This is a genomic window from Nocardiopsis changdeensis (assembly GCF_018316655.1).
In the GTDB taxonomy this organism is placed as follows: domain Bacteria; phylum Actinomycetota; class Actinomycetes; order Streptosporangiales; family Streptosporangiaceae; genus Nocardiopsis; species Nocardiopsis changdeensis.
Genome location: NZ_CP074133.1, coordinates 1,687,056 through 1,710,501, shown reverse-complemented (window position 1 = coordinate 1,710,501; position 23,446 = coordinate 1,687,056). Strand labels below are relative to the sequence as shown.

Sequence of the window (23,446 nt, the reverse complement as noted above, 5' to 3'; positions counted from 1 at the left end):
TTGACCCACGCGTAACGCGAATCGAGGCCCGTATGACCATGATGTCCGGTCGGCCCTCCTACAGGGCCCTGGTCAACGACGGAAGCGCCCGGGGGCAGGCACTGCCCCCCGGCATCACCCGTCGCATCATCTCCTACGCCCGCCCCCACTGGCGGGCGATACTTCTGTTCCTGCTCGTGACGTCGGTCGGCGCCGCCATCGTGGTGGCCAACCCGCTGCTGCTCAAGGCGATCATCGACCGGGGCATCGTCGCGGGGAACAGCTCCCTGGTGATCGGCCTGGCCGCCGCCGCGGGCGGCCTGGCCCTGCTGGAGGGCGCGCTCGCGCTCACCGGCCGGTGGCTGTCCGCCCGCATCGGCGAGGGCGTCATCTACCTGCTGCGCACGCAGGTCTTCACCCACGTGCAGAAGATGCCGCTGGCGTTCTTCACCCGCACCCAGACCGGCTCGCTGATCAGCCGGCTGAACACCGACGTGGTCGGCGCCCAGCGGGCGATCACCTCGGTCCTGCAGTCGGTGGTGTCCAACCTGGTGAGCGCCACCGCCGTGATCATCACCATGCTGGCGCTGTCCTGGCAGGTGACCCTGCTGGCGCTGGCGCTGGTACCGCTGTTCCTCGTCCCCGCCAAGCTGATCGGCCGCAGGCTGGCGCACATCTCGCGGGACGCCATGGACACCAACGCCGACATGAGCTCCCTGATGACGGAGCGGTTCAACGTCGGCGGCGCCATGCTGGTCAAGCTGTACGGCCGCCCGCGGGACGAGGCCGACGGGTTCGCCCGCCGGGCCGGCCGGGTGCGCGACCTGGGCGTGCGCCAGGCCGTGTTCGGCGGCCTGCTGTTCACGATGCTGGGCACCGTCACCGCGCTGGCCACCGCGATGGTCTACGGCGTCGGCGGCCTGCTGGCCGTGGACGGCGCGTTCGAGGTCGGCACCCTGGTGGCGCTGACCACGCTGATGGTGCGCCTGTACGGGCCGGTGACGAGCCTGTCCAACGTGCACGTGGAGATCATGACCGCGCTGGTGTCGTTCGACCGGGTCTTCGAGATCCTGGACCTGGACCCCGCGATCAAGGAGTCCCCGGACGCCCGGCCGATCCCGCGGGGCCCGGTGGGGGTGGAGTTCGACAACGTGTCGTTCCGCTACCCGGGAGCCGAGGAGACCTCGGTGGCGTCGCTGGAGCTGAACCCGCAGGGGCGCGGCTCCGACGACACCCAGGTGCTGAGCGGGGTGTCGCTGCGGGCCGAGCCCGGGACGATGGTGGCCCTGGTGGGCCCCTCCGGCGCGGGCAAGACGACGCTGACGCACCTGGTGTCGCGGCTGTACGACCCGACCGAGGGAGCGGTGCGCGTCGGCGGGCTGGACCTGCGCGAGGCCACCTCCGACTCGCTGCGCGAGGCCGTGGGCGTGGTCACCCAGGACGCCCAGCTGTTCCACGACACGGTGGGCGCGAACCTGCGCTACGCCAAGCCCGACGCCACCGACGAGGAGATGGAGGCGGCGCTGCGGATGGCGCGGCTGGGCCCGCTGCTGGAGCAGTTGCCCGACGGGCTGGACACGATGGTGGGCGACCGCGGCTACCGGCTGTCGGGAGGCGAGAAGCAGCGCCTGGCGATCGCCCGGCTGCTGCTGCGCTCGCCGTCGGTGGTGGTCCTGGACGAGGCCACCGCGCACCTGGACTCGGAGTCGGAGGCGGCGGTGCAGGAGGCGCTGGCCGAGGCCCTGTCCGGGCGCACCTCCCTGGTGATCGCGCACCGACTGGCGACGGTGCGCGAGGCCGACCAGATCCTGGTCCTGGAGGACGGGCGGATCCTGGAGCGGGGCACCCACGAGGAGCTGCTGGGCCGGGGCGGCCTGTACACGGCGCTGTACCGGACCCAGTTCGCGCCGCAGGACCACTGACGGGACACGGGGGCGGGCGCCGCGCTACTTCTTCTTGCGGCGCTCGTCCTTCTTCCGGCCCCTCTTCTTGCCGTCCTTCTCACCCTTGCCCTTCTTCCCGGGCCGGCGGGAGGCCTTCTCGGCCTTGCGCTCCTTCGCCTTCCGGCGCTCCTTCTCGATGGCCTTGGCCTTCTTGGGCCGCTTGCGCTTCTTGGGCTTCTTGGCGTCCTTGGAGGTGACGTGGTCGGCCAGGGCGTCGGGGAGCGGGGCCAGGCCCGGGCCGCCCTCGAAGATCCAGTCGTCGAGGGCGTCGAGGAGCCCGTCCTCGGTCATCTCCCCGAGCCACACGGGCCGGCCCCCGGCGGCGTGGCCCTTCTGGGAGGGCTGCACGACCACCACGTTGGCCTGGAAGCAGATGCCCAGGCACTTGCTGGTGCGGACCGGGACGGTGCGGCCGGCGTGGTCGTCGATGGCGGACAGGCGGGCGAGCTGGGCCTTGTGGTCGACGCCCGGGACCTTCTTCTTCGTCCCGCAGCAGCAGCCGCGGCAGACCGTGAGCCGGCAGGGCCGCCCGTCGATCTCGCCCACACCGTCCTCCTCACCCGAACCTTAGGTTCGCCTTACCTCATCAGCCTCAGGGTAACCCGCCTCCGGACCGCTCTGACCAGCGGGGACGTCGAACGGCCGCCAGGTCTCGGGAAGCCCCGCGGTGTCGGACCCCCCGTCCCAGCCCGCCTCCCACAGGAACGGCAGTCCCGCCGCCACCAGCGGCCACCGGTGGTCCATGAGCTGCATCCGCAGCTGCGGCTCGGTGCACGCCCCCGAGTTGCCGCAGCGGGCGATCAGGGCGCCCGCCGCCACCCGGTCCCCCCGGCGGACCCCGACGGAGCCCTTCCGCAGGTGGCCCAGCAGCACGTACGCGCCGCCGACGTCGATGACCACGTGGTTGCCCAGCAGGCCCGCCGGGCCGCGCAGCTCGCGCAGGGTGTTCTCCAGGACCGAGCCCAGCAGCCACGGCCAGGAGTTGCGGCTGCGGTGGTCGCGGCTCCGGTCGTGCACGGCGACGACGAGCCCGTCGGCGGGCGCGTACACGGGCCTCCCGAACGCGGGGAAGTCCTCCGGGGGGCGGCTCAGCGGCCGCCACCCGATGTCGGGCCGGGTCCCGTCCTCGGCGACCAGCCCCAGGGCGTGGGTCTGCCCGTAGGCGTGGGTCCCCTGGCTGGGGACCGCGTCCACCGGGCTCGTCAGCGCCATCCACCGCCCCCGCACCGGGGGCCGCAGCACCCGCGGGGCGCAGCGGACGGTGCCCAGGCGCAGGTACACGGCCAGCGCGACGGCGAACAGGGACCAGCCCGCCCACCACGACAGGCCGGCGTACCCGGCGAGCAGAGCGGCGCCCGCGGCCCACATGAGGGGGACGCGGACTCGGGCCAGGACGACCTGGGAACGGGTCGGGGCGGGATCGGGCATCTCCATATTGTGGACGCCCGGTCCCGCCCCGCCGAACCGTGTTACCGCTCCCTGTTCTCCCGGGCACGCTTGCGCAGGTAGTCGGTGGCGGCGCCGGCCCCCTTGTCGATCTTGTCGTCATGGGCGCCGCCGGTCGCCTTCTTGGCGGCGTTCGCGGCCTTGCCGACCAGCCCCTCGACCTTGTCGGCGTTGTCGTCGACGGCCTTCCTCAGTTTGTCGAACGCATCTCCGGCACCGGACATGGATTCCCCCCTCAGGTCCGTCCTGCACCCAAGGCGATACCCGGTGGCACGCCGGTTATGCCCCCGTGTCATATGTGCAGGATGAGCCGTGCGACCGAGAAGTAGATGATCAGGCCGGTGGCGTCCACCAGGGTCGCCACCATCGGCGAGGACACCACGGCCGGGTCCACGCCCACCTTGCGGGCCAGTAGCGGCATCGACGAGCCGATGATCGCCGCCCAGGTGCAGATGGCGATGACCGAGCAGGCCACCACCACGGCGACCTGGAACCCGACCAGCAGGGCGCCGATGGCCAGCGCCAGGCCGGCCAGCATCACGCCGAGCAGCAGCCCGACCCGGGCCTCCTTCCAGATCACCTGGGGCAGGTCTCGGACCCGCACCTCGCCGACGGCCAGGGCGCGCACGATCGCGGTGGCGGACTGGGCGCCGACGTTGCCGCCGGTGCCGATGAGCATCGGCACGAACACCGCCAGCGCCGTGACCTCCTCCAGGGTGGCCTCGAAGACCTGCATCACGTTGACGGTGAGGGTGGCGGCCACGATGAGCAGCATGAGCCACACCGAGCGGGCGCCGACCAGGCGCAGCACCCCGACGCTGACGTAGTGGTCGCCGACGGGGCTGGCGCCGGACTGGCGGGCCATGTCCTCGGAGTCCGCCGCCTCGATGAGCTCCAGGGCGTCGTCGAAGGTCAGCAGGCCCACGAACCGGTCCTCGGAGTCGACCACCGGCAGGGAGACCAGGTTGGCCTCCTGCATCAGGCGGGCGGCGTCCTCGGCCGGGTGGGTGGCCCGCACCCGCGGGGCCAGGACGTCCACGATGTCCTTGAGCAGCCGGGCGTCGTCGTTGACGACCAGGTCGCCCAGGGTGACGGTGCCGACCAGGCGGCGGCCGTCGGTGACCACCGGGAGCGTGTAGATGGTCTCGGCGTCGGCTCCTTTGGCACGGACGATCTCCAGGGCGCGGCCCACGGTGAGGTCGCGGTGCAGGACGACCGTCTCGGGCGTCATGAACCGGCCGACGGCGTCCTCGGGGTAGCCCAGCAGCGCCGCCGTCATCCGGCGCTCCGCGGGGCTGAGGCCGGCCAGGGCGCGGGTGGCGATCTTGGCCGGGGCCTCCCCGATGAGGCGGGCCCGGTCGTCGGGGTCCATCTCCTCCAGGAGCTCGTGGAAGGCGCTGTCGCGCAGACCCAGGAGGATGGCCTGCTGCTGGCCGGGGTCGAGTTCCTCGAAGACCTCCAGCTCGCGGTCCTTGTCCAGGAGCCGGAAGGGGATGATCGCCTGCCTGCCCGCCATGCGGGCGAGCTCGTCGGCGATCTCGTAGGGCCTATGTTCGGCCAACCAGAGCCGGATTCCCGTCAGGTCGTTGTTCTCGACCAGTTCGGTGAGTTCTTCAGCGCGCTCGCCTTCTGACATGCGAAGCACCCCCTCGCGTTCTCCTCCGCCCGCAGGGCACGGCCGCGGACGACACCGGTTGCGTATGACGGCTCCGGGTCCCGTCGTCACTGGTGTGGTGGACCGCGCGGAGTCGGCGCCGGGGATGAGGAGGGCGCGCACGGGTATCCGGGGACGTGTACGGGGACGGCCGCCGTACGCGGGACGGGGAGCACCCCGAACCTTACCCGTCCGGGGGCCGCGCACGGGTCCGCCGCCCCGTCCGGGGGTGTCGCCGGGGGGTCAGTCGCGCCAGAGGACGACCAGGGCGCAGTCGTCGTTCTTGTCCTTGCTGAGGGCGTCGACCATCTTCCCGGCACCGGTCGAGAAACCCCTGGTCACCAGGGTCTCGGCCGCGCCGAGCAGGCGGTCGATGCCGGCGTCGAGGTCCTCGCCGGGGGTCTCGATGAGGCCGTCCGTGTAGAGCATGAGGGCGTCGCCGGGCCGCAGGCGGCCGCGGACCGAGGTGTAGGTCATCTCCGGGATGACGCCCAGGACCACGCCCTTGGCCTCGGTGGTGGTCCAGGAGCCGGTACCGGCGTCGTAGTGGACCGCGGGCGGGTGCCCGGCGGAGGCGATGCTGTACTCGCCGGTGGTCAGGTCCACGCTGAGGTGGACGGCGGTGACGAATCCCTCACCGCCGCCGGTGCGCATGAGGTAGTCGTTGCAGTGGGCGAGGAAGTCCTTGGTGGGCACCGCGCCGATGAGCCCGCTGAAGGCGCCCGAGAGCATCAGGGCGCGGGTCCCGGCGTCGACGCCCTTGCCGGAGACGTCGACCACGGCGATGTCCAGCCGGTCGCCGTCGCGGTCGGAGACGACGAAGTCGCCGCCGAAGGAGGAGCCCCCGGCCTGGCGCAGGACGGCGGTGCGGCCCCAGCCGGACGGCAGCCCGGGCAGCCGGCCCTGCTGGCGCAGCCGGTCGCGCAGGTCGAGGAGCATCATCTCGCCGCTCAGGCCCTGCACGCCCAGGCGCTCGCGCACGCCCGACAGCAGGTAGGACAGCACCGCGGTGACGCCGATGGTGACCAGCAGCCCGGGGCCGACCTGCCCGAAGTCGAGCATGAAGGCGACGAAGACCAGGACGGCCGCGACCACGGCGAGCAGGGCCGCCAGGCTCTTGCGCTTGAGCAGCAGGCCGCCGGCCAGGACGGTGAGGATGGTGGAGCTGGGCGGGAACCACCCGGCCGGGCCCCAGACGGCGCCGACGCCGATGCCGACGGCCAGGGTGACCAGGGTGATCAGGACGAGCCGGTAGCGGAAGAGCACCTTGCGCCGGAGGACCGCGACGATCCGCTGCGCGGTGGTGCGCAGCAGTCGGGCGGCCTTGGCGTTCGGTGTGGGCTTCATCAATCCTCTGTGCGGGCGCGCCCGCCCGTGGGGGTTCGGTCTCGGTCGGCTCGGGTGGCCCGTGCCGCGACCGTGGCGGTCCGGCGGGGCTCCGGCGCCGTCCCCGGCTCGGGACGTGCGACGGGCTGAGGGCGGTGTGGGGACCCGCCCGCGGTCGTGGCGGCGGGCCGAGGGCACCGCCGGGCGGCGGCCGGGACGGAACCGAGCCGCTGTGCACGAACTGTAGCGCGGGGGATGTCCGACTGGCACGTGCATCCGTCGGTGTTCTCCCCCATAATCGAGGGTTTGGGATCAGCCCAAACCCGTTCCCGGGGCCCCGCACGCGGACGCCCCCGCCCGGGTTCACGGACGGGGGCGCTCGGTTCCCGGCGGGGCCGGGAGGGGTCCTCAGGGCAGGGGCGGGAGCTCGCCGGTCTCCTCGTAGGCGCTCAGCATCGCGATGCGGCGGGTGTGCCGCTCCTCGTCGCTGTAGGGCGTGGCCAGGAAGACCTCGACGAAGCGCGTGGCCTCGTCCAGGGTGTGCATCCGGCCGCCGATGCCGAGCACGTTGGCGTCGTTGTGCTCGCGCGCCAGCCGGGCGGTGTCCTCGCTCCAGGCCAGGGCGGCGCGGACGCCCGCGACCTTGTTCGCGGCGATCTGCTCGCCGTTGCCGGAGCCGCCGATGACGATGCCCAGCGCACCGGGGTCGGCGGCGACGCCCTCGGCGGCGCGCAGGACGAAGGGCGGGTAGTCGTCCACGGCGTCGTAGGCGAAGGGCCCGGCGTCGACGACCTCGTGGCCGCGCTCCTTCAGCCAGGAGACGAGGTGTTCTTTGAGCTCGTAGCCCGCATGATCTGATCCAAGGTAAACACGCACGGACACAGTGTCGCAGGTCGCCGGGGTGGGGATGCACGACGCCCCGCCCGTCGAGGGGACGGGCGGGGCGTCGGACGCGTCTGTGACCGAGGGTCAGGCGGCGCCTGCGGCGGCCGCGACGCTCAGACCCAGCACGGCGAAGAGGGCCATGGAGGCGATCGCGATCACGTTGCTGATCACGATCATCTTGATGTCCTTGCCGAGGGGTCCTGCCTTGGAGACCGCGGGCTTGTTGCTCAACTCACACCTCGATTGGGTTCGACCAGGGATGACCAGTCGGAATTTTTCCACACCCCTCAACGCGATTCTCACCGGGGCCGATTCCTGGTATGAACCGTTCCGGCCCGTGAGTCCGGACACACCGGCCGGTCACATCTGCACGGCCTTGATCTCGCAGAACTCCTCCAGGCCGGGGAGCCCCCACTCGCGCCCGTTGCCGGAGCGCTTGTAGCCGCCGAAGGGGGCGCGGGGGTTGAGCGCGCCGCCGTTGAGCTCCACCTGCCCGGCCCGCAGGCGGCGGGCGACCGCCAGGCCGCGTTCGGGGTCGCCCGACCACACCGCGGCGCTGAGGCCGTAGTCGGTGTCGTTGGCGATGGCCACGGCCTCCTCCTCGGTGTCGTAGGGGATGAGGACCAGGACCGGCCCGAAGATCTCCTCCCGGGCGATGCGCATGTCGTTGCCGACGTCGGCGAAGACCGTGGGGCGCACGTGGTAGCCCGGCCCCTCGACGGGCTCGGGGCCGCCGGCGACCAGGCGGGCGCCCTCCCGGACGCCGAGCTCGATGTAGGAGCGGACCTTGTCGAGCTGGGCCGCGGAGACGAGCGGGCCCAGCCGGGTGGACTCCTCCTTGGGGTCGCCCGGGACGTACTTGGCCGCGGCCTGCGCGGCCAGGGCGACGGCCTCCTCGTAGGAGTCGCGGTGGACGAGCATGCGGGTGAGGGCGTTGCAGCTCTGGCCGGTGTTGCGCATGACGTCGGCGACGCCGCGCTTGACGGCGGCGGTGAGGTCGGCGTCGGGCAGGATCACGTTGGGCGACTTGCCGCCCAGCTCCAGGGCGACCCGCTTGACGGTCTCGGCGGCCACCTGGGAGACGCGCACGCCCGCGCGGGTGGAGCCGGTGAACGAGACCATGTCGACGCCCGGGTGGGCGGCGATGGCCTCCCCGACGACCGGGCCGGTGCCCGAGACCAGGTTGAACACGCCCGCGGGCAGGCCCGCGTCGTGGAACACCTCGGCCAGGGCGTAGGCGCTCAGCGGGGCGACCTCGCTGGGCTTGAGGACGACCGTGTTGCCCGCCAGCAGGGCGGGCACGACCTTGAGCACGATCTGGTGCAGCGGGTAGTTCCACGGCGTGATGGCGCCCACCACGCCGACCGGCTCGCGGACGATGAGCGAGTTGCCCAGCTTCTCGCCCTCGAAGTAGCGCTCGCCGGTCTCCTCGACCAGGTCGATGTAGGTCCGGAACATGAGCGCGGGCAGGCCCGCCTGCACGCTGCGGGAGAACTTCACCGGCGCGCCCATGTCGCGGGTGAGCAGGGCGGCGATGTCGTCGATGCGCTCGTTGAAGAGGTCCAGCGCGTGGGCGAGGTGGGTGACGCGGCGGCCGGGGGCCAGGGCCGACCAGGCCGGGAGGGCGGCCGCCGCGGCCGCCACCGCGGCGTCGACGTCCTTGGGGTCCCCGGCCGGAACGGTGTCGATGACCTGCTCGGTCGCCGGGTCGATCACGTCCAGGGCCTCGTCGGAGGCGGAGTCGCGCCAGGCGCCGTCGATGTAGAGGGATCGCATGCCCCCACTGTCGCAGAACCGGATTCGGTCGGCCAGTGCGGGAGGCACGACCGGTGGACCCGCCGATGACGGCCGGGCCGGGCCCCGGTCGCGGGTTCCTCAGTCCCAGTGCGGGGGGCGCTCGGCGATCAGGCGGTCGGTGGAGTCGTCGGAGACGTCGTCGCCCCAGCCCAGCGCGCCCTCGTCGGAGGTGGTGTCGGGCAGGACGTCGAGGTCGTCGAGGAAGTCGACCCTGCGTTCGTCGTCGGGTTCGGGCACGGCCGGTCCTTCCGTCGTCGTGGGCGGCCGCCGCCGCGGCCCCCTCCAGTGTGCACCCGCGCGCACCCCGGATCGCGCCGCGCCCGGGGGCCGGGCGCGGCGCGCCGCCGTGCTCCCGTGTCAGTCGAAGACCGGGCCGCGGGTGCGGGTGCGCTTGAGCTCGAAGAAGCCCTCGGTGCCGGCGACCAGGCGGACGCCGTCCCAGAGCCTCCCGGCCTCCTCCCCGCGCGGGGTGGGGGTGATGACCGGGCCGAAGAACGCGACGTCCTCGACCTGGACGACGGGGGTGCCCACGTCCTCGCCGACCAGCTTCATGGCCTCGGCGTGGGAGGCGCGCAGGGCCTCGTCGTACTCCGTGGACCCGCCGGCCTCCGCCAGGTCCTCGGGCAGGCCCGCGTCGGCCAGGGCGGCGCGGATCGTCTCGTCGGTGCGGGGCTCGTCGTTGTTGTGGAAGCGGGTGCCCAGAGCGGTGTAGAGGGCACCCAGGACCTCGGCCCCGAAGCGCTGCTCGGCGGCGATGCACACGCGCACCGCGGACCAGGACCGGTCCAGCAGCCGGCGGTAGTCCTCGGGGATGTCGCGGCCCTCGTTGAGGACGCCCAGGCTCATCACGTGCCAGCGCACCCGCACCGGCCGGACCTTCTCGACTTCCAGCAGCCAGCGGGAGGTGATCCAGGCCCAGGGGCAGGCCGGATCGAACCACATGTCCGCGTAGGCGATGTCCTGCTCGCCCGCGTCCGCGGCGGTCTGCGTCATGGAGTGCTCCTCGCAAGAGAGTCGGGGCGGCGCCCCGCGGGGGTCGACGTAGCGCTACAACCTTCGATTTCGGTTGCGCATTCCGACCCCGTGCGTGGCAGGATCGGAGCCGAATCGACAACCGATCCACCGGCCCCGACGACGCCCCGCCCAGAGGAGTTCCCCCGGCCCGCGCCGTCGTCCCCGGTGAAGCGATCCGGCCGGCGACGACGGCGGCCGTGGAGGGAGCGTGGCGTGGCAGGGAACCTGACCCGGGACGAGGCTCGGGAGCGGGCGCGCATTCTGAGCGTCGACTCCTACGAGGTGACACTCGACCTCACCACCGGGGACGAGACCTTCCGGTCCACCACCGTGGTCCGCTTCTCCTCTTCGGAGCCGGGTGCGCGGACGTTCGTGGAGCTGGCGGCGCCCCGGGTGCTGTCGGCGACGCTGAACGGGGCGGAGCTCGACCCGGCCGGGCTGTTCGACGGCGAGCGCCTGACGCTGCCGGAGGTGGCCGCCGACAACGAGCTGACCGTGGTGGCCGACGCCGCCTACATGCGCACCGGCGAGGGCCTGCACCGGTTCGTGGACCCGGTGGACGACTCGGTGTACCTGTACACCCAGTTCGAGACCGCCGACGCGCACCGCATGTTCGCGTGCTTCGACCAGCCGGACCTGAAGGCGACGTTCGAGCTGACCGTGTTCGCGCCGCCGTCGTGGACCGTGGTCTCCAACAGCGCGCCCGACGTGACGCGCGAGGCGGCCGGCGAGGAGCGGGTGCGCTGGCACTTCCCCGCCACGAAGCGCATGTCCACCTACATCACGGCGCTGGTCGCCGGCCCGTACCACGAGGTGCGCGACACCCACGACGGCATCGACCTGGGCCTCTTCTGCCGGGCCTCGCTGGCCGAGCACCTGGACTCCGACGCCCTGTTCGAGGTCACCAGGCAGGGCTTCGACTTCTTCCACGACCTGTTCGGGGTCCGCTACGCCTTCGGCAAGTACGACCAGCTGTTCGTGCCGGAGTTCAACGCGGGCGCCATGGAGAACGCGGGCGCCGTCACGTTCCTGGAGGACTACGTCTTCCGCTCCCGGGTGACCGACGCCCGCTACGAGCGGCGCGCCGAGACGATCCTGCACGAGATGGCGCACATGTGGTTCGGCGACCTGGTCACCATGCGCTGGTGGGACGACCTGTGGCTGAACGAGTCCTTCGCCACCTACGCCAGCGTGTACTGCCAGGCCAACGCCACCAAGTGGACGGACGCCTGGACCACGTTCGCGAACGTGGAGAAGTCCTGGGCGCTGCGCCAGGACCAGCTGCCCTCCACCCACCCGATCGCCGCCGATATGGTCGACATCCAGGCGGTCGAGGTGAACTTCGACGGCATCACCTACGCCAAGGGCGCCTCGGTGCTCAAGCAGCTGGCGGCGTACGTGGGCGTGGACGCGTTCTTCGCGGGCGTGCGCGCCTACTTCCAGGAGTTCGCCTTCGGCAACACCGAGCTGAAGGATCTGCTCAAGCACCTGGAGGCGGCCTCCGGCCGGGACCTGTCGGGCTGGTCGCGCGAGTGGCTGGAGACCACCGGCGTCAACACGATGCGCCCGGACTTCGAGGTGGACGCGAACGGGGACTTCACCTCGTTCGCGGTGCTCCAGGAGGCGGCCCCCGAGCACCCGACGCTGCGCTCGCACCGACTGGCGATCGGCCTGTACGACCGCACCGAGGACGGCATCGTGCGCCGCGACCGGGTGGAGCTGGACGTCAGCGGCGCCCGCACCGAGGTGCCGGAGCTGGTCGGCAGGGCCCGCCCCGACCTGGTCCTCATCAACGACGACGACCTGACCTTCACCAAGATCCGGCTGGACGAGCGGTCCCTGGCCACGGTCGTGGACGGCATCGGGAGCATCCGGGAGTCCCTGCCCCGCGCGCTGGCCTTCGGCGCCGCCTGGGACATGACCCGTGACGGCGAGATGCCCGCCCGCGACTACGTGGACCTGGTCGTCTCCGGCATCGACGGCGTGGACGACGTCATGGTCGCCCAGACGCTGCTGCGCCAGGCCGTCTCCGCCCTGCACAACTACGCCGACCCGGCGTGGCGCCCGTTCGGCTTCGAGAAGCTGTCGGAGCGCCTGCGCGAGCTGCTGACGACCGCCGAGCCCGGCGGCGACCTGCAGCTGGCCTACGTCAACGCGCTGGCCTCCAGCGCGGTCGGCGACGCCCACCTGTCCCTGCTCCGGGGGCTGCTGGACGGCGCGATCACCGTGGACGGCCTGGTGGTGGACACCGAGCTGCGGTGGACCCTGCTGCGCCGCCTGGTGGCCACCGGCAAGGCGGGCGAGGAGGAGATCGACGCCGAGCTGAAGAACGACGCGACGGCCGCCGGGCAGCGGCACGCCGCCGGTGCGCGGGCGGCGGTCCCGACCGCGGCGGCCAAGGCCGCGGCCTGGGACCGGATCGTGGGCGAGGAGCTGGCCAACGCCGAGTTCCGGTCGGTGCTGCTGGGCTTCGTGGAGCCGGGCCAGGCCGACCTGTACCGGCCCTACGTGGAGAAGTACTTCGCGCAGCTGGCCCCGGCCTGGGAGAAGTGGACCGGCGAGTTCGCGCAGACCTTCGCCGAGTTCATGTACCCGGGCGGCCTCGTGGAGGAGGCGACGATCGAGCGCACCGACGCCTACATCGCCGAGAACTCCCCCGCCCCCGCCCTGCGGCGCCTGCTGGTGGAGGGGCGCGCCGGGGTGGAGCGGGCGCTGAAGGCCCGCGCCGTGGACATCGCCGCCGGCGAGGCCCGTTAGGACGTGTTCGGCGGATCATTCCGGGTCGCGGCCGCTCCCGGCATTCGGCACAAGCACCGAAACGCTCGAAAGCATCCGCCGAACACGCCTTGGCCGCGTCGACGCGGCAGAGGTGACGGGCCCGGGGACGTCCTCCCCGGGCCCGTCCCGTGTCAGGAGCCCCGCGTCCGGAACCGCGGGGCCGGGCGCTACAGGGTGCGGCCACGCCCGTCGGCGAGCGGGCCCAGGGTGCGGCGGATGCGCGACACCATGCGCGGGTCCGCGAGCAGCTCGTCCACCAGGACGGGCTCTCCCTCGCCGTTGGTCAGCGGGATCCGCCAGTTCGGATACTCGGTGCTGGTGCCCGGCTGGTTCTGCATGCGCCGCTCCCCCACCACGTCGGTGAGCGCCACCCCCACCATCCGGGCCGGGGTCGCCATGAGGTAGGCGTGCATGGCGGTGACCACGGCGGCCGGGTCGGCCAGCGGGTCGGCGTCCTCCTCCAGCAGCCCCAGCTCCACGAGCAGGGCCCGCCAGCGCTCCACCCGGGCCTCGGCGTCGGCCCGCTCCTCCTCCACCGGCCGGGACAGCAGCCCCAGCCGGTCGCGCAGCTCGACGTGCTCGGCGGACAGGAACGACGCCACCGGGGGCAGATCGTGGGTGGCAACCGTGGCCAGGCAGTCGGTGCGCCAGTCGCCGGGCGGGCGCGGGGAGCCGTCGGCCCCCTGCTCGAACCACAGCACCGAGGTGCCCAGGATGCCGCGATCGGACAGGTGGTCGCGCACCCAGGGCTCGACGGTGCCCAGGTCCTCGCCGATGACGACGGCGTCGGCCCGGCGCGCGGCCAGCAGCAGGGCGCCGACGGTGCCCTCGTGGTCGAAGGAGACGTAGGTGCCCTGGTCGGCGGAGGCGCCCTCGGGCACGCACCACAGGCGGAACAGGCCCATGATGTGGTCGATGCGCACCCCTCCGGAGTGGCGCAGGGCCTGGCCGAGGATCTGGCGCAGCGGGCCGTAGCCGCGTTCGGCCAGGCGGCGCGGGTGCCAGGGCGGCTGCCCCCAGTCCTGGCCCAGGCTGTTGAACTCGTCGGGCGGGGCGCCCACGTGCAGTCCCTGGACGAGGGCGTCGCCGAACATCCAGGCGTCGGCGCCGCCCGCCTGCACGCCGATGGCGAGGTCGTGCACGACGCCCATGCCCATGCCGCCCGTGCGTGCGGTGGTCTGGGCCTGGGCGAGCTGCTCGTCCAGGACCCACTGGAGCCAGCGGTGGAACTCCACCAGCGGCCAGCGGTCCAGGGCGGCCCGGCCCACGGCGTCGTCGGTGACGTCGCGCAGGTGCGCGGGCCAGGTCCGGTGGTCGGGGCCGTACTCCTCCGCCAGCGCCGACCAGGTGGCGAACTCCACCAGGGGGCGGCCCTCGCGTTCGAGGTAGGTGCGCAGCGCGGCCTCGCGGCCCGGTGCCCGGGGCACCTGGAAGAGGATCTCCAGGGCGGCCCGCTTGGACTCCCAGACGGCGTCGCGGTCGAGCAGGTCCGCCGTGCGGCCGCGTTCGCGCAGCGGCCGGGCCAGGCGCTGGATGCCCTCGCGCTGGGCGGGGTCCAGCCGGGAGTACTCCGGGACGTCCTCGATGCGGATGTACAGGGGGCTCGCGTAGCGACGGCTGACCGGCAGGTACGGGGAGGGCTCCACCGGGGCGACGGGCTCGGTGGCGTGCACCGGGTTGATGAGGACGAAGTCGGCGCCCAGGTCGCGGGCGCTCCAGTCCGATATCTCGGCGAGGTCGCGCAGGTCGCCGATGCCCCAGGAGGCCCGGGAGCGGACGCTGTAGAGCTGGGTCATGACCCCCCACAGGCGCGGGTTCTCGCGCAGGGCGGTGGGGTCGATCCGGTCGGGGACCACCAGCAGGGGCGCGTCGTGCTCCGTGCCGCGGTGGGTGACGCGCAGTGTGTGGACGCCCAGGGGCAGGCCCTGGTCGAAGGGCAGCAGGGAGCCGTCGGCGGTCTCGACGGTGCTGTGCACCCCCTCGGGGAGCACCGGGTCGGGCGCCTTGCCCTCGCGCAGGACGACCGCGGGAGGGAGCAGGGCGGGCTCCCGGTCCGGCGGCTCCCGGTCCGGGTCGGCGCCCAGCGCGGCCAGGACATGGCGGATGACGTCGGGGTCGACCGGGACCCTGCGCCCCCGCCAGTCCTCGTAGCTCGTCGCGACACCGTACTGCTCGGCCACACGGGCCAGCTGAACGTCCCTCACAGAAACCGATCATGCCCTAACGGGGACTCCGTACACCGCAAGGACGGGCCGGTACCGGCCGGTGGACGCCCGGTAACAGCCGTCCCGTGGGGGAAAGCGGCGGTCATTCCGGGCCCGGCCGGGCGCGTCGCGGGCCCCGGCCCGGCGGGCGGGGGTGACACGCCGTCGAGCGCAGGGCCATGACACCGGTCGTATCGATAATCGGATGGCCCCCGACCTGCACTCTCTGCATAATCTTGGAGTGTGCTCGCCAACTATCGCCGGCTCTTCGCCGTCCCCCATGTGCTGTCCCTGCTGGCCTGGTCCCTGACCGCGCGCTTCTACACCCCCGGTCTGATGATCGCGGTCACCTTCCTGGTGGTCGACTGGACCGGCTCCTACTCGCTGGCGGGCCTGGTGGCGGGCGCGTTCACGCTGGGGATGGCGCTGGTGGGGCCGCTGCGCGGGCGGATGGCGGACAAGGGCGGCACCGACCGGCTGGTGCTGGTGTGCGGTGTGGTGTTCACGGTGGGCCTGCTGGCGCTGACGTGGCTGCCGGGGTCGCTGTGGTGGGTGTCCATCCCACTGGCGCTGGGGACCGGCCTGTTCGGCACCCCCGCGAACCAGATCGTGCGGGCCCTGTGGCCGCGGCTCACCCGCGGCCCGGAGCGGCAGGCGATCTACGCGGCCGAGGCCACCACGCAGGAGCTGCTGTTCGTCTTCTGCCCCATCCTGACCGCCGGTGTCGTGGCCTTCGCCGGAGCGCGCTGGGCGCTGGTGATGCTCGCCGTGCTGGGTCTGCTGGGCGCGCTGGGCTTCGCCCTGGCGCTGCGCCGGGCCGGGGTGACCGGACCGGCCCCCGTGGAGGCCGGGGCGGCGCCGGAGCCGACCGGGCCGCGGCGCAGCCTGCTGCGCCGGCCCGCCCTGGTGGTGCTGTTCGTGATGTGCCTGCTGATGGTCAGCGGGATCATGGGCGTGGACATGGCCATCGTGGCCTGGGCCAACGAACTGAACGCCCCGCACCTGGTGATGGTGCTGGCGTCGGTGTGGGCGCTGGGCTCGCTGGTGGGCGGCGCGATCGCGGGCGGCCTGCGGGGCAGGCCCCGGCTGGTGCGGCGCTCGTTCGCCTCCGCGGCGGGCGTGGCGGTGCTGCTCCCGTTCACGCCGCCGCTCGTGGAGCTGTCCACCCCGCTGTGGGTCACGCCGCTGCTGTTCCTGTCGGGCCTGGCGATCGCCCCGACGCTGGCCGCCACGATGGGGCGGCTGGGCGACCTGGCCCCCGCCGACCGGCGGGCCGAGGCGTTCGGGTGGATGGCCACGGCCCTGGGCACGGGCGGCGCGGTCGCCGGTCCGCTGGCGGGCGCGCTGATCGACCTCATGGGGATCACGGGCGGGGTGCTCGGAGCGACCGTGCTGGTGACGGTGGCGGCGCTGCTGAGCGCGTTCGTCCCCCAGGCCCCGGACGAGGCGTCCGACGGCGGGGCCGCGGACACGGTCCCGGCGGAGGTCTCCGGGATCGCCGAGGCCGCGCCGCCGGCGGGCGCGGCCGGACTGGTCGCCCCCGTGGCGGAGTCGGGCCCGGGCGCGGCCCCCGGGACCCCGGCCGGGCGGCCGGCGGACTGACCCGCGGCCGGGGGCCGGCCGTCCGCGCTCAGTCGTGCCAGACCGGGGGGACCCGGTCGGCCCAGGGCCGTGCCCGCTCCAGCTGCGCCGCCAGGGAGAGCAGCAGGGGTTCGCCGCCCATCCGGCCGGTGACCATGGAGCCGATGGGCGCCCCGTCGGGGGCGTGGTGCAGGGGCACGCTCATGGACGGCTGGCCGGTGACGTTGAAGACCGACGTGAACGGGGTGAACGCGGTCATCCGCCGGAACTCCTCCTCCGGGCCGTCCCCGGCGAAGTACCCGACGGGCACCGGGGGCTGCGCCAGCACCGGGGTGACCACCGCGTCGTAGGGCTCGGTGGCGGCCATCCAGGAGCGGACGCCGCGCTGGAGGCGGGCGCAGGCGGCGATGTACTCGGGGACCGGGAGGGCCCGGGCGCGTTCGCGCAGCCAGCGGTTGAGCTCCCCGAGTTCGGGCTCGCGCTCGGCCGGGACCGGCGTGGCCGAGGCCATGGCGGCCCAGATGACGGCGAAGTCGTCGCTGAAGGTGCCGCCGAAGTGGGCGTCGCCGGGCTCGGGGATCTCCTCGACCTCGTGGCCCAGGTCGGCGAGCAGGCGCAGGGTGGACTCGTGGGCGGCCAGCACGTCGGGGTGGACGGGCAGCCCGGCCGAGCCGGTGTGGGCGTAGTGGCCGATGCGCAGCCGTCCCGGTTCGCGCCGGACGTGGTCGGCGAACGTCTCGCCGGGCGGCAGCGGCGGGGCCGTGTAGTAGTCGCCGGGGAGGTTCCCGGACATGGTGTCGAGCATCAGCGCGGCGTCGGCGACGTGGCGGGTGAGGGGGCCGCTGGTGGACAGGCCGACGAGGTCGGGCTTGACCGGGGCGCCGGAGATGCGGCCGCGCGTGGGCTTGAGGCCGAAGAGCCCGCAGACCGAGGCCGGGATGCGGATGGAACCGCCGCCGTCGCTCGCGTGCGCGACCGGGGCCAGCCCGGCGGCCACGGCCACCGCGGCGCCGCCGCTGGAGCCGCCCGGGGACAGCTCCGGGTTCCAGGGGTTGCGGGCGGGCGGGGCGACGTCGTTCTCGGTGTAGCAGCTGGACCCGAACTCGGGGGTGTTGGTCTTGCCGGGGAAGACGGCCCCGGCGGCGCGCAGCCGGGCGACGGTGTCGGAGTCGATGGGGGCGGTGTTGTCGGCCAGGACACGGGAGCCGTAGGTGGCCCGGACCCCGGCGAGGAGGTCGAGGTCCTTGATGGGGACGGGGACCCCGAGCAGTGGGGGCAGGCTCTCCGGCGTGTCGCTCATCACACGTTTCTCGGCATATTGGGCCTGTTCCAAAGCTTTTTCCGCTATGACCGTAATGTAGGCCCCATAGCCGGGGTCATGGCGCTCGGTCCGGGCCAGAACGTGCTCTGTGATCTCACGAGGGGACAGTTCACGACTGCGGACCATCGCGGCGAGGCGGTGGGCCGGAAGGTCATGCATCTGGGTCATACCGACCCAGATTAGCGGGCACGCCAACGGGCACCACGAGAGGTGGAACCCAAGTTCTCTGGAGAGGTCGACAGAAAACCAATCATTCCCCGCCCCCTGCGACCCGAACCCTCCTGTGAGCCACAGAACAAGGAGGGAAAGTGTGAGAAGTAATGCACTAGGACTCGGATATGAGTGGAACTAACCTGTCCGACGTGGAATCGGCAACCAGAGTGAACCCGTCGTCCCAGAGGCCGGAGCCGGAAGGGCCCGAAAGCCTCTTCTTCCCCAACCAAAAGAAGCAGAAGAGCATTTCGACCACAAGGGTGCTTTACAGCGCCCTTCGCGAGAAGGGCGCGGCCCGCAAATGGGCCGTGCGCGGAGCCGTGGCCGTCGTCGTCGGGATCGCCTGCGGTCTCATCACCTCCGACTGGCGCATCGGCGCGACCCTGGGGATCGGCGCCATGGTCGGCATCTCGCTGTACCAGTCCCGGCGCGAGTCCGAGATCCCCCGCTGGCGCAAGCCCTCGGCCGCGCAGCGCAAGACCGAGGTCCAGCTCAAGGTGATGAAGCAGCTCGGGTACAAGGTCCTGCACGCCCGCTCGGTGCCCGGCGGCAACGGCCAGATCGACCACTTCATCGTGGGCCGACGCGGCGCGTTCGCCATCGACTCCGAGTCCTGGGACAAGCGGTTGCCGCTGCGCAACAAGCTCGAACAGCTCTACCACGGGCGCTTCAACAAGAACCAGCGCATCGACGAGGCGCTGGAGGAGGCCAAGCGCGCGGAGGAGCTCATCAGCAAGGAGCTCGGCCGCGAGATCAAGGTGCGCGCCTCCCTGGCCATCTACGGGCCCGGCATGCCCTGGGACAGCCACCGGCTGCGGGGCGTGGACATCATCTCCGGCACCAAGGTCCGCAAGTGGCTGCGCACCGGCCGGGACCGCCTGACCGAGCAGGAGATCGAGGACATCTACAGGGCGGCCGAGCGGGCTCTGCCACCGCGCCCGTGACGTACGGACCCACAGGCCCGGCCGGACCACAACGCCGTGGTCGCCGGGCCTCACGTACGTCCGGGGCCGGCCGGCGCCCCGGACGGGAACAGGGGAGATCCACCGCCCGTCTCGGCATGCGGACCGCACGTCTTTCCCCCTGAGACCGCGAGCGCGCCGAAAGGGGACTACCATCGTGGGGAAACACCCGTATCGATGGGAGTCCGCGCCATGCCACCCCTACGCTCACGCACCGTCACCCACGGCCGGAACATGGCGGGAGCGCGCGCCCTCATGCGCGCCACCGGCGTACAGAGCGAGGACTTCGGCAAGCCCATCGTGGCCGTGGCCAACAGCTTCACCCAGTTCGTCCCCGGGCACGTGCACCTGCGCGAGGTCGCCGACGTCGTCGCCGACTCCGTGCGCGCCGCCGGCGGCGTCCCCCGCGAGTTCAACACCATCGCCGTCGACGACGGCATCGCCATGGGCCACGGCGGGATGCTGTACTCGCTGCCCAGCCGCGAGCTGATCGCCGACGCCGTGGAGTACATGGTCAACGCGCACTGCGCCGACGCCCTGGTGTGCGTGTCCAACTGCGACAAGATCACCCCGGGCATGCTGCTGGCCGCGCTGCGCCTGAACATCCCCACCGTGTTCGTCTCCGGCGGGCCGATGGAGGCGGGCAAGGTGACCGTGGTGAACGGCACCGCCACCACCGTCAAGAAGCTCGACCTGATCAACCCCATGATCGCCGCGGCCGACGAGAGCGTGTCCCAGGCCGAGCTGGACGAGCTGGAGGAGAACGCCTGCCCGACCTGCGGTTCGTGCTCGGGCATGTTCACCGCCAACTCGATGAACTGCCTCACCGAGGCCATCGGCCTGGCGCTGCCCGGCAACGGCACCGTCCTGGCCACCCACACCGCGCGCCGGGCCCTGTACGAGGACGCCGGCCGCCTGGTCGTGGAGGCCGCCCGGCGGTACTACGAGCAGGACGACGACTCGGTGCTGCCACTGTCCATCGCCACCCCGGCCGCGTTCGGCAACGCCATGGCCCTGGACGTGGCCATGGGCGGGTCCACCAACACGATCCTGCACCTGCTGGCCGCCGCCACCGAGGCGGGCGTGGACTTCGGCCTCACCGACATCGACGCGGTCTCGCGCCGGGTCCCGTGCCTGTGCAAGGTCGCGCCGAACACCGAGAAGTACCACATCGAGGACGTCCACCGGGCGGGCGGCATCCCCTCCATCCTGGGCGAGCTGGCCCGCGGCGGGCTGCTGGACACCTCGCTGCCCACCGTGCACGGCAAGACCGTCGGTGAGTACCTCGCCGAGTGGGACATCACCTCCGACGGAGTCCTGCCCGAGGCCGTGGAGCTGTTCCACGCCGCCCCCGGCGGGGTGCGCAGCACCCGGGCGTACTCGCAGAGCACCCGCTGGGACAGCCTGGACACCGACCGGGAGAAGGGCTGCATCCGCTCGGTGGAGCACGCCTACACCAAGGACGGCGGCCTGGCCGTGCTGTTCGGCAACCTCGCCCCGGACGGCGCGATCGTCAAGACCGCGGGCGTGGAGGAGGAGCTGTGGACCTTCTCCGGCCCGGCCAAGGTGTTCGAGTCGCAGGAGGACGCCGTGGACGGCATCCTCGGCAAGCGGGTCGAGCCGGGCGACGTGGTGGTCATCCGCTACGAGGGCCCCAAGGGCGGCCCGGGCATGCAGGAGATGCTGTACCCGACGAGCTTCCTCAAGGGGCGCGGCCTGGGCAAGGCCTGCGCGCTCATCACCGACGGGCGCTTCTCCGGCGGCACCTCGGGGCTGTCCATCGGCCACGCCTCCCCGGAGGCGGCCGCGGGCGGTGACATCGCCCTGGTCGAGGACGGCGACATCATCAGCATCGACATCCCCAACCGGGGCCTCGTGCTGGAGGTGTCCGAGGAGGAGCTGAACACCCGCCGCGAGCGCCTGCTCAAGGAGCTGGGCCGGTTCCAGCCCCGCGACCGGCAGCGGCCGGTGACCGCCGCCCTGCGCGCCTACGCCGCGATGGCAACCTCGGCCTCCACCGGCGCGGCCCGCGACGTGTCCCAGATCGAGCGCTGACCGCGGAGCGAGGGGCCGGACCCGTACGGGTCCGGCCCCTCGCCGCGCTCACGTCCTCCCGGCCCGCCCGAGGCGGCGCAGGAGGACGGCCGCCACCGCCAGGAGCGCGACCGCGCCGGCGAGCACCATGACCGCCGGGGGCGAGGACCGGTCCACCACCGCTCCCCCGGCCAGCGCGCCCAGGGAGAGCGTCGCCTGGAACGAGGCGGTGAAGAGCACCGCGGAGACCTCGGGCGAGCCGGGCACGGCCCGGGCGAAGAGGGTCTGGGAGCAGACCGGCACGGCTCCGTAGGCGGCGCCCCACAGCACCAGCAGGGCCAGCGAGCCCGCCGCGCCCCCGCCCAGGACCGGGAGCAGGAGGGTGGCGGCGGCGATCAGCAGGGCCGCCCCCGCGAAGGCGGCACCGGGGCGCCTCGCCGCCGCCGCGCCGCCCAGGAAGTTCCCGGCGACCCCCGCCGCACCGTAGGCGAGCAGGTGGACCGTGACGAGCCCGGGCCCCGCCCCGGTCACCTGCTCCAGGAACGGTGTGATGTAGGTGTAGGCGGCGAAGTGGGCGAAGACCACGAGGAACGTCAGCACCAGGGCGGCCCGGGTGCCGCTCCCGCCGAGCGCGTCGGCCAGCGCCCCCGCGCGGGTCGGCTCCTCGGCCGGCAGCGGCGGGACCACCGCGAGCAGCAGGACGAGGACCCCCAGGCTCAGGACCGCCAGGGCCGCGAAAGCGGTCCGCCACCCCGCCGCGTCGCCGACCAGGGTCCCCAGGGGGACCCCGAGCACGGACCCCAGGGGCACCGCCGAGAAGATCACCGCGGTCGCCCGGGCCGTCCGGGCGGCGGGGACCAGGCGGCCGGCCAGCCCCGCCCCGATGGACCAGAAGCCGCCGATGGTGACGCCGACCATCACCCGCGCGAGCAGCACCGGCCAGTAACTCGACGCGAGCGCGGTCATGATGTTGGCCGCCGCCAGCAGGAGGATGAACACCGCCAGCATGGCCCGGCGGTCCACGCCCCCGGTGAGCGCGGTGACCAGGGGCGCCGAGACCGCGGCCAGCAGGCCGGGCATGGTCATCATCAGCCCGGCCACCCCGTCGGAGACGGTGAAGTCCGCGCCGATCGAGGTCAGCAGCCCGATCGGCAGGATCTCGGTGGTGACGATCGCGAAGATCCCCAGCGTCACCGAGAGCACGGCGAGCCAGGAGAGCAGGGGCGGGCGCTCCGGCGCCACGGGAGGGCCGGGGGCGAGAGGGATCGTCATCGACACGGGTTCCGTCCGCTAGGGGTCCACTGGGATGCGGGCCCCATTGCAGCAGAGTCCGTACCCCCCGGACCGGCGGTTTCCGGCCGTCGACACCGGCCCGGCCCGCTCCCGGAACGGCCGGAGGGGCGGCCCTGGCGGGCCGCCCCTCCGCTCGTGGACCGCACGCGGTCAGCCGCAGCAGCCGCCCCCGCAGCAGCCACCGCCGCCGTTGGACGCGGGCGCCGGGGCCAGCCCGCCGACGGCCACTGTGGACAGCAGCCGCACCGTGTCCCCGTGCCCCTGCGGGCAGGCGGCCGGGTCCCCGGACTCGGCCATCGGACGGGAGAGTTCGAAGGTGTCGCCGCACTCGCGGCACCGGAAGTCGTATCTGGGCATGCCCCCAGAATACGGCCGGCTCCCCGCCGGGGCGGGGCGGGCGCGAAGAGCCGCCCCCGGCGGCCCGTGGAGGGCGCGCCGGGGGCGGCGGTGCGGCGCGGGGGCGGGACGCGCTGTCCCCGCGGCCGGGGCGTTCAGGGCCGTCAGGCGGCCAGGTGCGCCATGTAGGGCTCCCACTGCGGGTCGCCGTGCAGGTCCCCGTTGATCAGCCGCCAGTGCGGACCCTTGGGCACCTTGGGGGTGACGTGCAGCTCCCAGCCGAGTTCGTCCAGGAACTTGTCGGCCTTGCGGTGGTTGCACGGCTTGCAGGCCGCCACCACGTTCTCCCACACGTGCGCGCCGCCGCGGCTGCGCGGGATGACGTGGTCGATGGTCTCCGCCTTCTTCCCGCAGTAGCCGCAGGTGTGCCGGTCGCGGCGCATCAGCGCCACCCGGGTGAGGGGGACCCTGCGGCTGTAGGGGACGCTGATGTAGCGCCTGAGCCGGATCACCGACGGCACCTCGTACGAGTGCGTCGCCGAGTGGAGCACCGCCCCTGCGTCGTCGCGGTGGACGACCTCCGCCTTCTCCCGCAGCACGAGCAGGATCGCCCTGCGCAGCGGCAATGTCGTGAGTGGTTCGAAACTCGCGTTGAGAAGCAGCACGTGCCGGCGGGCGGT

The 23,446-nt window shown here is 73.0% G+C and carries 20 protein-coding genes; 5 read left to right on the top strand and 15 right to left on the bottom strand.

Features of this window, described 5'->3' with window-relative positions; all coding sequences use genetic code 11:
• Positions 1-38 precede the first annotated feature (38 nt).
• A complete protein-coding gene (locus KGD84_RS07915) occupies positions 39-1,901 on the top strand; it encodes an ABC transporter ATP-binding protein (protein WP_220565606.1) in 1,863 nt (620 codons plus the stop codon).
• Positions 1,902-1,925: 24 nt separating this feature from the next.
• Here the strand turns inward: KGD84_RS07915 and KGD84_RS07910 are convergent, their stop codons facing one another.
• The 10 genes from KGD84_RS07910 to KGD84_RS07865 all read right to left on the bottom strand — a co-directional run bounded on the left by KGD84_RS07910 (position 1,926) and on the right by KGD84_RS07865 (position 10,023).
• On the bottom strand, positions 1,926-2,468 hold the full coding sequence (locus KGD84_RS07910) for a (2Fe-2S) ferredoxin domain-containing protein (RefSeq protein ID WP_220559614.1): 543 nt from the start codon (positions 2,466-2,468) through the stop codon (positions 1,926-1,928).
• Between the two features lie 21 nt (positions 2,469-2,489).
• Positions 2,490-3,350: a M23 family metallopeptidase gene (locus KGD84_RS07905; RefSeq protein WP_220559613.1), complete on the bottom strand. Its 861-nt coding sequence runs from the start codon at positions 3,348-3,350 to the stop codon at positions 2,490-2,492.
• A 41-nt stretch (positions 3,351-3,391) separates the two neighbouring features.
• Positions 3,392-3,592 (bottom strand): antitoxin, encoded by a 201-nt coding sequence (locus KGD84_RS07900; RefSeq protein ID WP_220559612.1) that lies wholly within the window; start codon positions 3,590-3,592, stop codon positions 3,392-3,394.
• 68 nt (positions 3,593-3,660) lie between these two features.
• Positions 3,661-5,004: a magnesium transporter gene (gene mgtE / locus KGD84_RS07895; RefSeq protein ID WP_220559611.1), complete on the bottom strand. Its 1,344-nt coding sequence runs from the start codon at positions 5,002-5,004 to the stop codon at positions 3,661-3,663.
• 261 nt (positions 5,005-5,265) lie between these two features.
• Positions 5,266-6,369, bottom strand: a complete 1,104-nt coding sequence (locus tag KGD84_RS07890) for a PP2C family protein-serine/threonine phosphatase (protein WP_220559610.1) — start codon at positions 6,367-6,369, stop codon at positions 5,266-5,268.
• 387 nt (positions 6,370-6,756) lie between these two features.
• Positions 6,757-7,224 (bottom strand): ribose-5-phosphate isomerase, encoded by a 468-nt coding sequence (locus KGD84_RS07885; RefSeq protein ID WP_220559608.1) that lies wholly within the window; start codon positions 7,222-7,224, stop codon positions 6,757-6,759.
• A gap of 93 nt (positions 7,225-7,317) precedes the next feature.
• Positions 7,318-7,464, bottom strand: coding sequence for a hypothetical protein (locus tag KGD84_RS07880; RefSeq protein WP_220559607.1), 147 nt, complete (start codon positions 7,462-7,464; stop codon positions 7,318-7,320).
• 129 nt (positions 7,465-7,593) lie between these two features.
• Entirely contained in the window at positions 7,594-9,009 is a 1,416-nt protein-coding gene (locus KGD84_RS07875; RefSeq protein WP_220559606.1) for an aldehyde dehydrogenase family protein, read from the bottom strand.
• A 99-nt stretch (positions 9,010-9,108) separates the two neighbouring features.
• Positions 9,109-9,267 (bottom strand): hypothetical protein, encoded by a 159-nt coding sequence (locus KGD84_RS07870; RefSeq protein ID WP_220559605.1) that lies wholly within the window; start codon positions 9,265-9,267, stop codon positions 9,109-9,111.
• A 120-nt stretch (positions 9,268-9,387) separates the two neighbouring features.
• Complete coding sequence (locus tag KGD84_RS07865) at positions 9,388-10,023, bottom strand: mycothiol-dependent nitroreductase Rv2466c family protein (protein ID WP_220559604.1); 636 nt, start codon at positions 10,021-10,023, stop codon at positions 9,388-9,390.
• Positions 10,024-10,257: 234 nt separating this feature from the next.
• On the opposite strand from KGD84_RS07865, the gene pepN reads away from it, so the two are divergent.
• Complete coding sequence (gene pepN, locus KGD84_RS07860) at positions 10,258-12,801, top strand: aminopeptidase N (RefSeq protein ID WP_220559603.1); 2,544 nt, start codon at positions 10,258-10,260, stop codon at positions 12,799-12,801.
• A 188-nt stretch (positions 12,802-12,989) separates the two neighbouring features.
• Here the strand turns inward: pepN and malQ are convergent, their stop codons facing one another.
• On the bottom strand, positions 12,990-15,026 hold the full coding sequence (gene malQ / locus KGD84_RS07855; RefSeq protein ID WP_220559602.1) for a 4-alpha-glucanotransferase: 2,037 nt from the start codon (positions 15,024-15,026) through the stop codon (positions 12,990-12,992).
• Positions 15,027-15,269: 243 nt separating this feature from the next.
• Between malQ and KGD84_RS07850 the strand changes: the two genes are divergently transcribed.
• Positions 15,270-16,628: an MFS transporter gene (locus KGD84_RS07850; RefSeq protein WP_220559601.1), complete on the top strand. Its 1,359-nt coding sequence runs from the start codon at positions 15,270-15,272 to the stop codon at positions 16,626-16,628.
• Positions 16,629-16,656: 28 nt separating this feature from the next.
• On the opposite strand, the gene KGD84_RS07845 is transcribed toward KGD84_RS07850, so the two are convergent.
• Positions 16,657-18,096 carry an amidase gene (locus tag KGD84_RS07845; protein ID WP_220559600.1) on the bottom strand — a complete coding sequence of 480 codons (1,440 nt, stop codon included), beginning with the start codon at positions 18,094-18,096 and terminating at the stop codon, positions 16,657-16,659.
• Positions 18,097-18,266: 170 nt separating this feature from the next.
• Between KGD84_RS07845 and KGD84_RS07840 the strand changes: the two genes are divergently transcribed.
• Both KGD84_RS07840 and ilvD read left to right on the top strand, forming a co-directional pair.
• Positions 18,267-19,085, top strand: coding sequence for a nuclease-related domain-containing protein (locus KGD84_RS07840; RefSeq protein ID WP_220559598.1), 819 nt, complete (start codon positions 18,267-18,269; stop codon positions 19,083-19,085).
• Positions 19,086-19,295: 210 nt separating this feature from the next.
• On the top strand, positions 19,296-21,158 hold the full coding sequence (ilvD, locus tag KGD84_RS07835; RefSeq protein WP_220559597.1) for a dihydroxy-acid dehydratase: 1,863 nt from the start codon (positions 19,296-19,298) through the stop codon (positions 21,156-21,158).
• Positions 21,159-21,206: 48 nt separating this feature from the next.
• On the opposite strand, the gene KGD84_RS07830 is transcribed toward ilvD, so the two are convergent.
• From KGD84_RS07830 to KGD84_RS07820, 3 genes are all read right to left on the bottom strand, one after another.
• On the bottom strand, positions 21,207-22,409 hold the full coding sequence (locus KGD84_RS07830; RefSeq protein WP_220559596.1) for an MFS transporter: 1,203 nt from the start codon (positions 22,407-22,409) through the stop codon (positions 21,207-21,209).
• Positions 22,410-22,580: 171 nt separating this feature from the next.
• Positions 22,581-22,787 carry an FmdB family zinc ribbon protein gene (locus KGD84_RS07825; RefSeq protein ID WP_220559595.1) on the bottom strand — a complete coding sequence of 69 codons (207 nt, stop codon included), beginning with the start codon at positions 22,785-22,787 and terminating at the stop codon, positions 22,581-22,583.
• 143 nt (positions 22,788-22,930) lie between these two features.
• A complete protein-coding gene (locus KGD84_RS07820; protein WP_220559594.1) occupies positions 22,931-23,431 on the bottom strand; it encodes an HNH endonuclease in 501 nt (166 codons plus the stop codon).
• Between the last annotated feature and the right edge of the window lie 15 nt (positions 23,432-23,446).

Excerpts from the sequence above, each read along its gene's own strand:
- KGD84_RS07915 (WP_220565606.1), top strand. The coding sequence starts at position 39 with ATGATGTCCGGTCGGCCCTCCTACAGGGCCCTGGTCAACGACGGAAGC.
- KGD84_RS07905 (WP_220559613.1), bottom strand. The coding sequence starts at position 3,350 with ATGCCCGATCCCGCCCCGACCCGTTCCCAGGTCGTCCTGGCCCGAGTC.
- KGD84_RS07900 (WP_220559612.1), bottom strand. The coding sequence starts at position 3,592 with ATGTCCGGTGCCGGAGATGCGTTCGACAAACTGAGGAAGGCCGTCGAC.
- mgtE (WP_220559611.1), bottom strand. The coding sequence starts at position 5,004 with ATGTCAGAAGGCGAGCGCGCTGAAGAACTCACCGAACTGGTCGAGAAC.
- KGD84_RS07890 (WP_220559610.1), bottom strand. The coding sequence starts at position 6,369 with ATGAAGCCCACACCGAACGCCAAGGCCGCCCGACTGCTGCGCACCACC.
- KGD84_RS07875 (WP_220559606.1), bottom strand. The coding sequence starts at position 9,009 with ATGCGATCCCTCTACATCGACGGCGCCTGGCGCGACTCCGCCTCCGAC.
- KGD84_RS07865 (WP_220559604.1), bottom strand. The coding sequence starts at position 10,023 with ATGACGCAGACCGCCGCGGACGCGGGCGAGCAGGACATCGCCTACGCG.
- KGD84_RS07845 (WP_220559600.1), bottom strand. The coding sequence starts at position 18,096 with ATGACCCAGATGCATGACCTTCCGGCCCACCGCCTCGCCGCGATGGTC.
- KGD84_RS07840 (WP_220559598.1), top strand. The coding sequence starts at position 18,267 with ATGAGTGGAACTAACCTGTCCGACGTGGAATCGGCAACCAGAGTGAAC.
- ilvD (WP_220559597.1), top strand. The coding sequence starts at position 19,296 with ATGCCACCCCTACGCTCACGCACCGTCACCCACGGCCGGAACATGGCG.
- KGD84_RS07830 (WP_220559596.1), bottom strand. The coding sequence starts at position 22,409 with ATGACGATCCCTCTCGCCCCCGGCCCTCCCGTGGCGCCGGAGCGCCCG.
- KGD84_RS07825 (WP_220559595.1), bottom strand. The coding sequence starts at position 22,787 with ATGCCCAGATACGACTTCCGGTGCCGCGAGTGCGGCGACACCTTCGAA.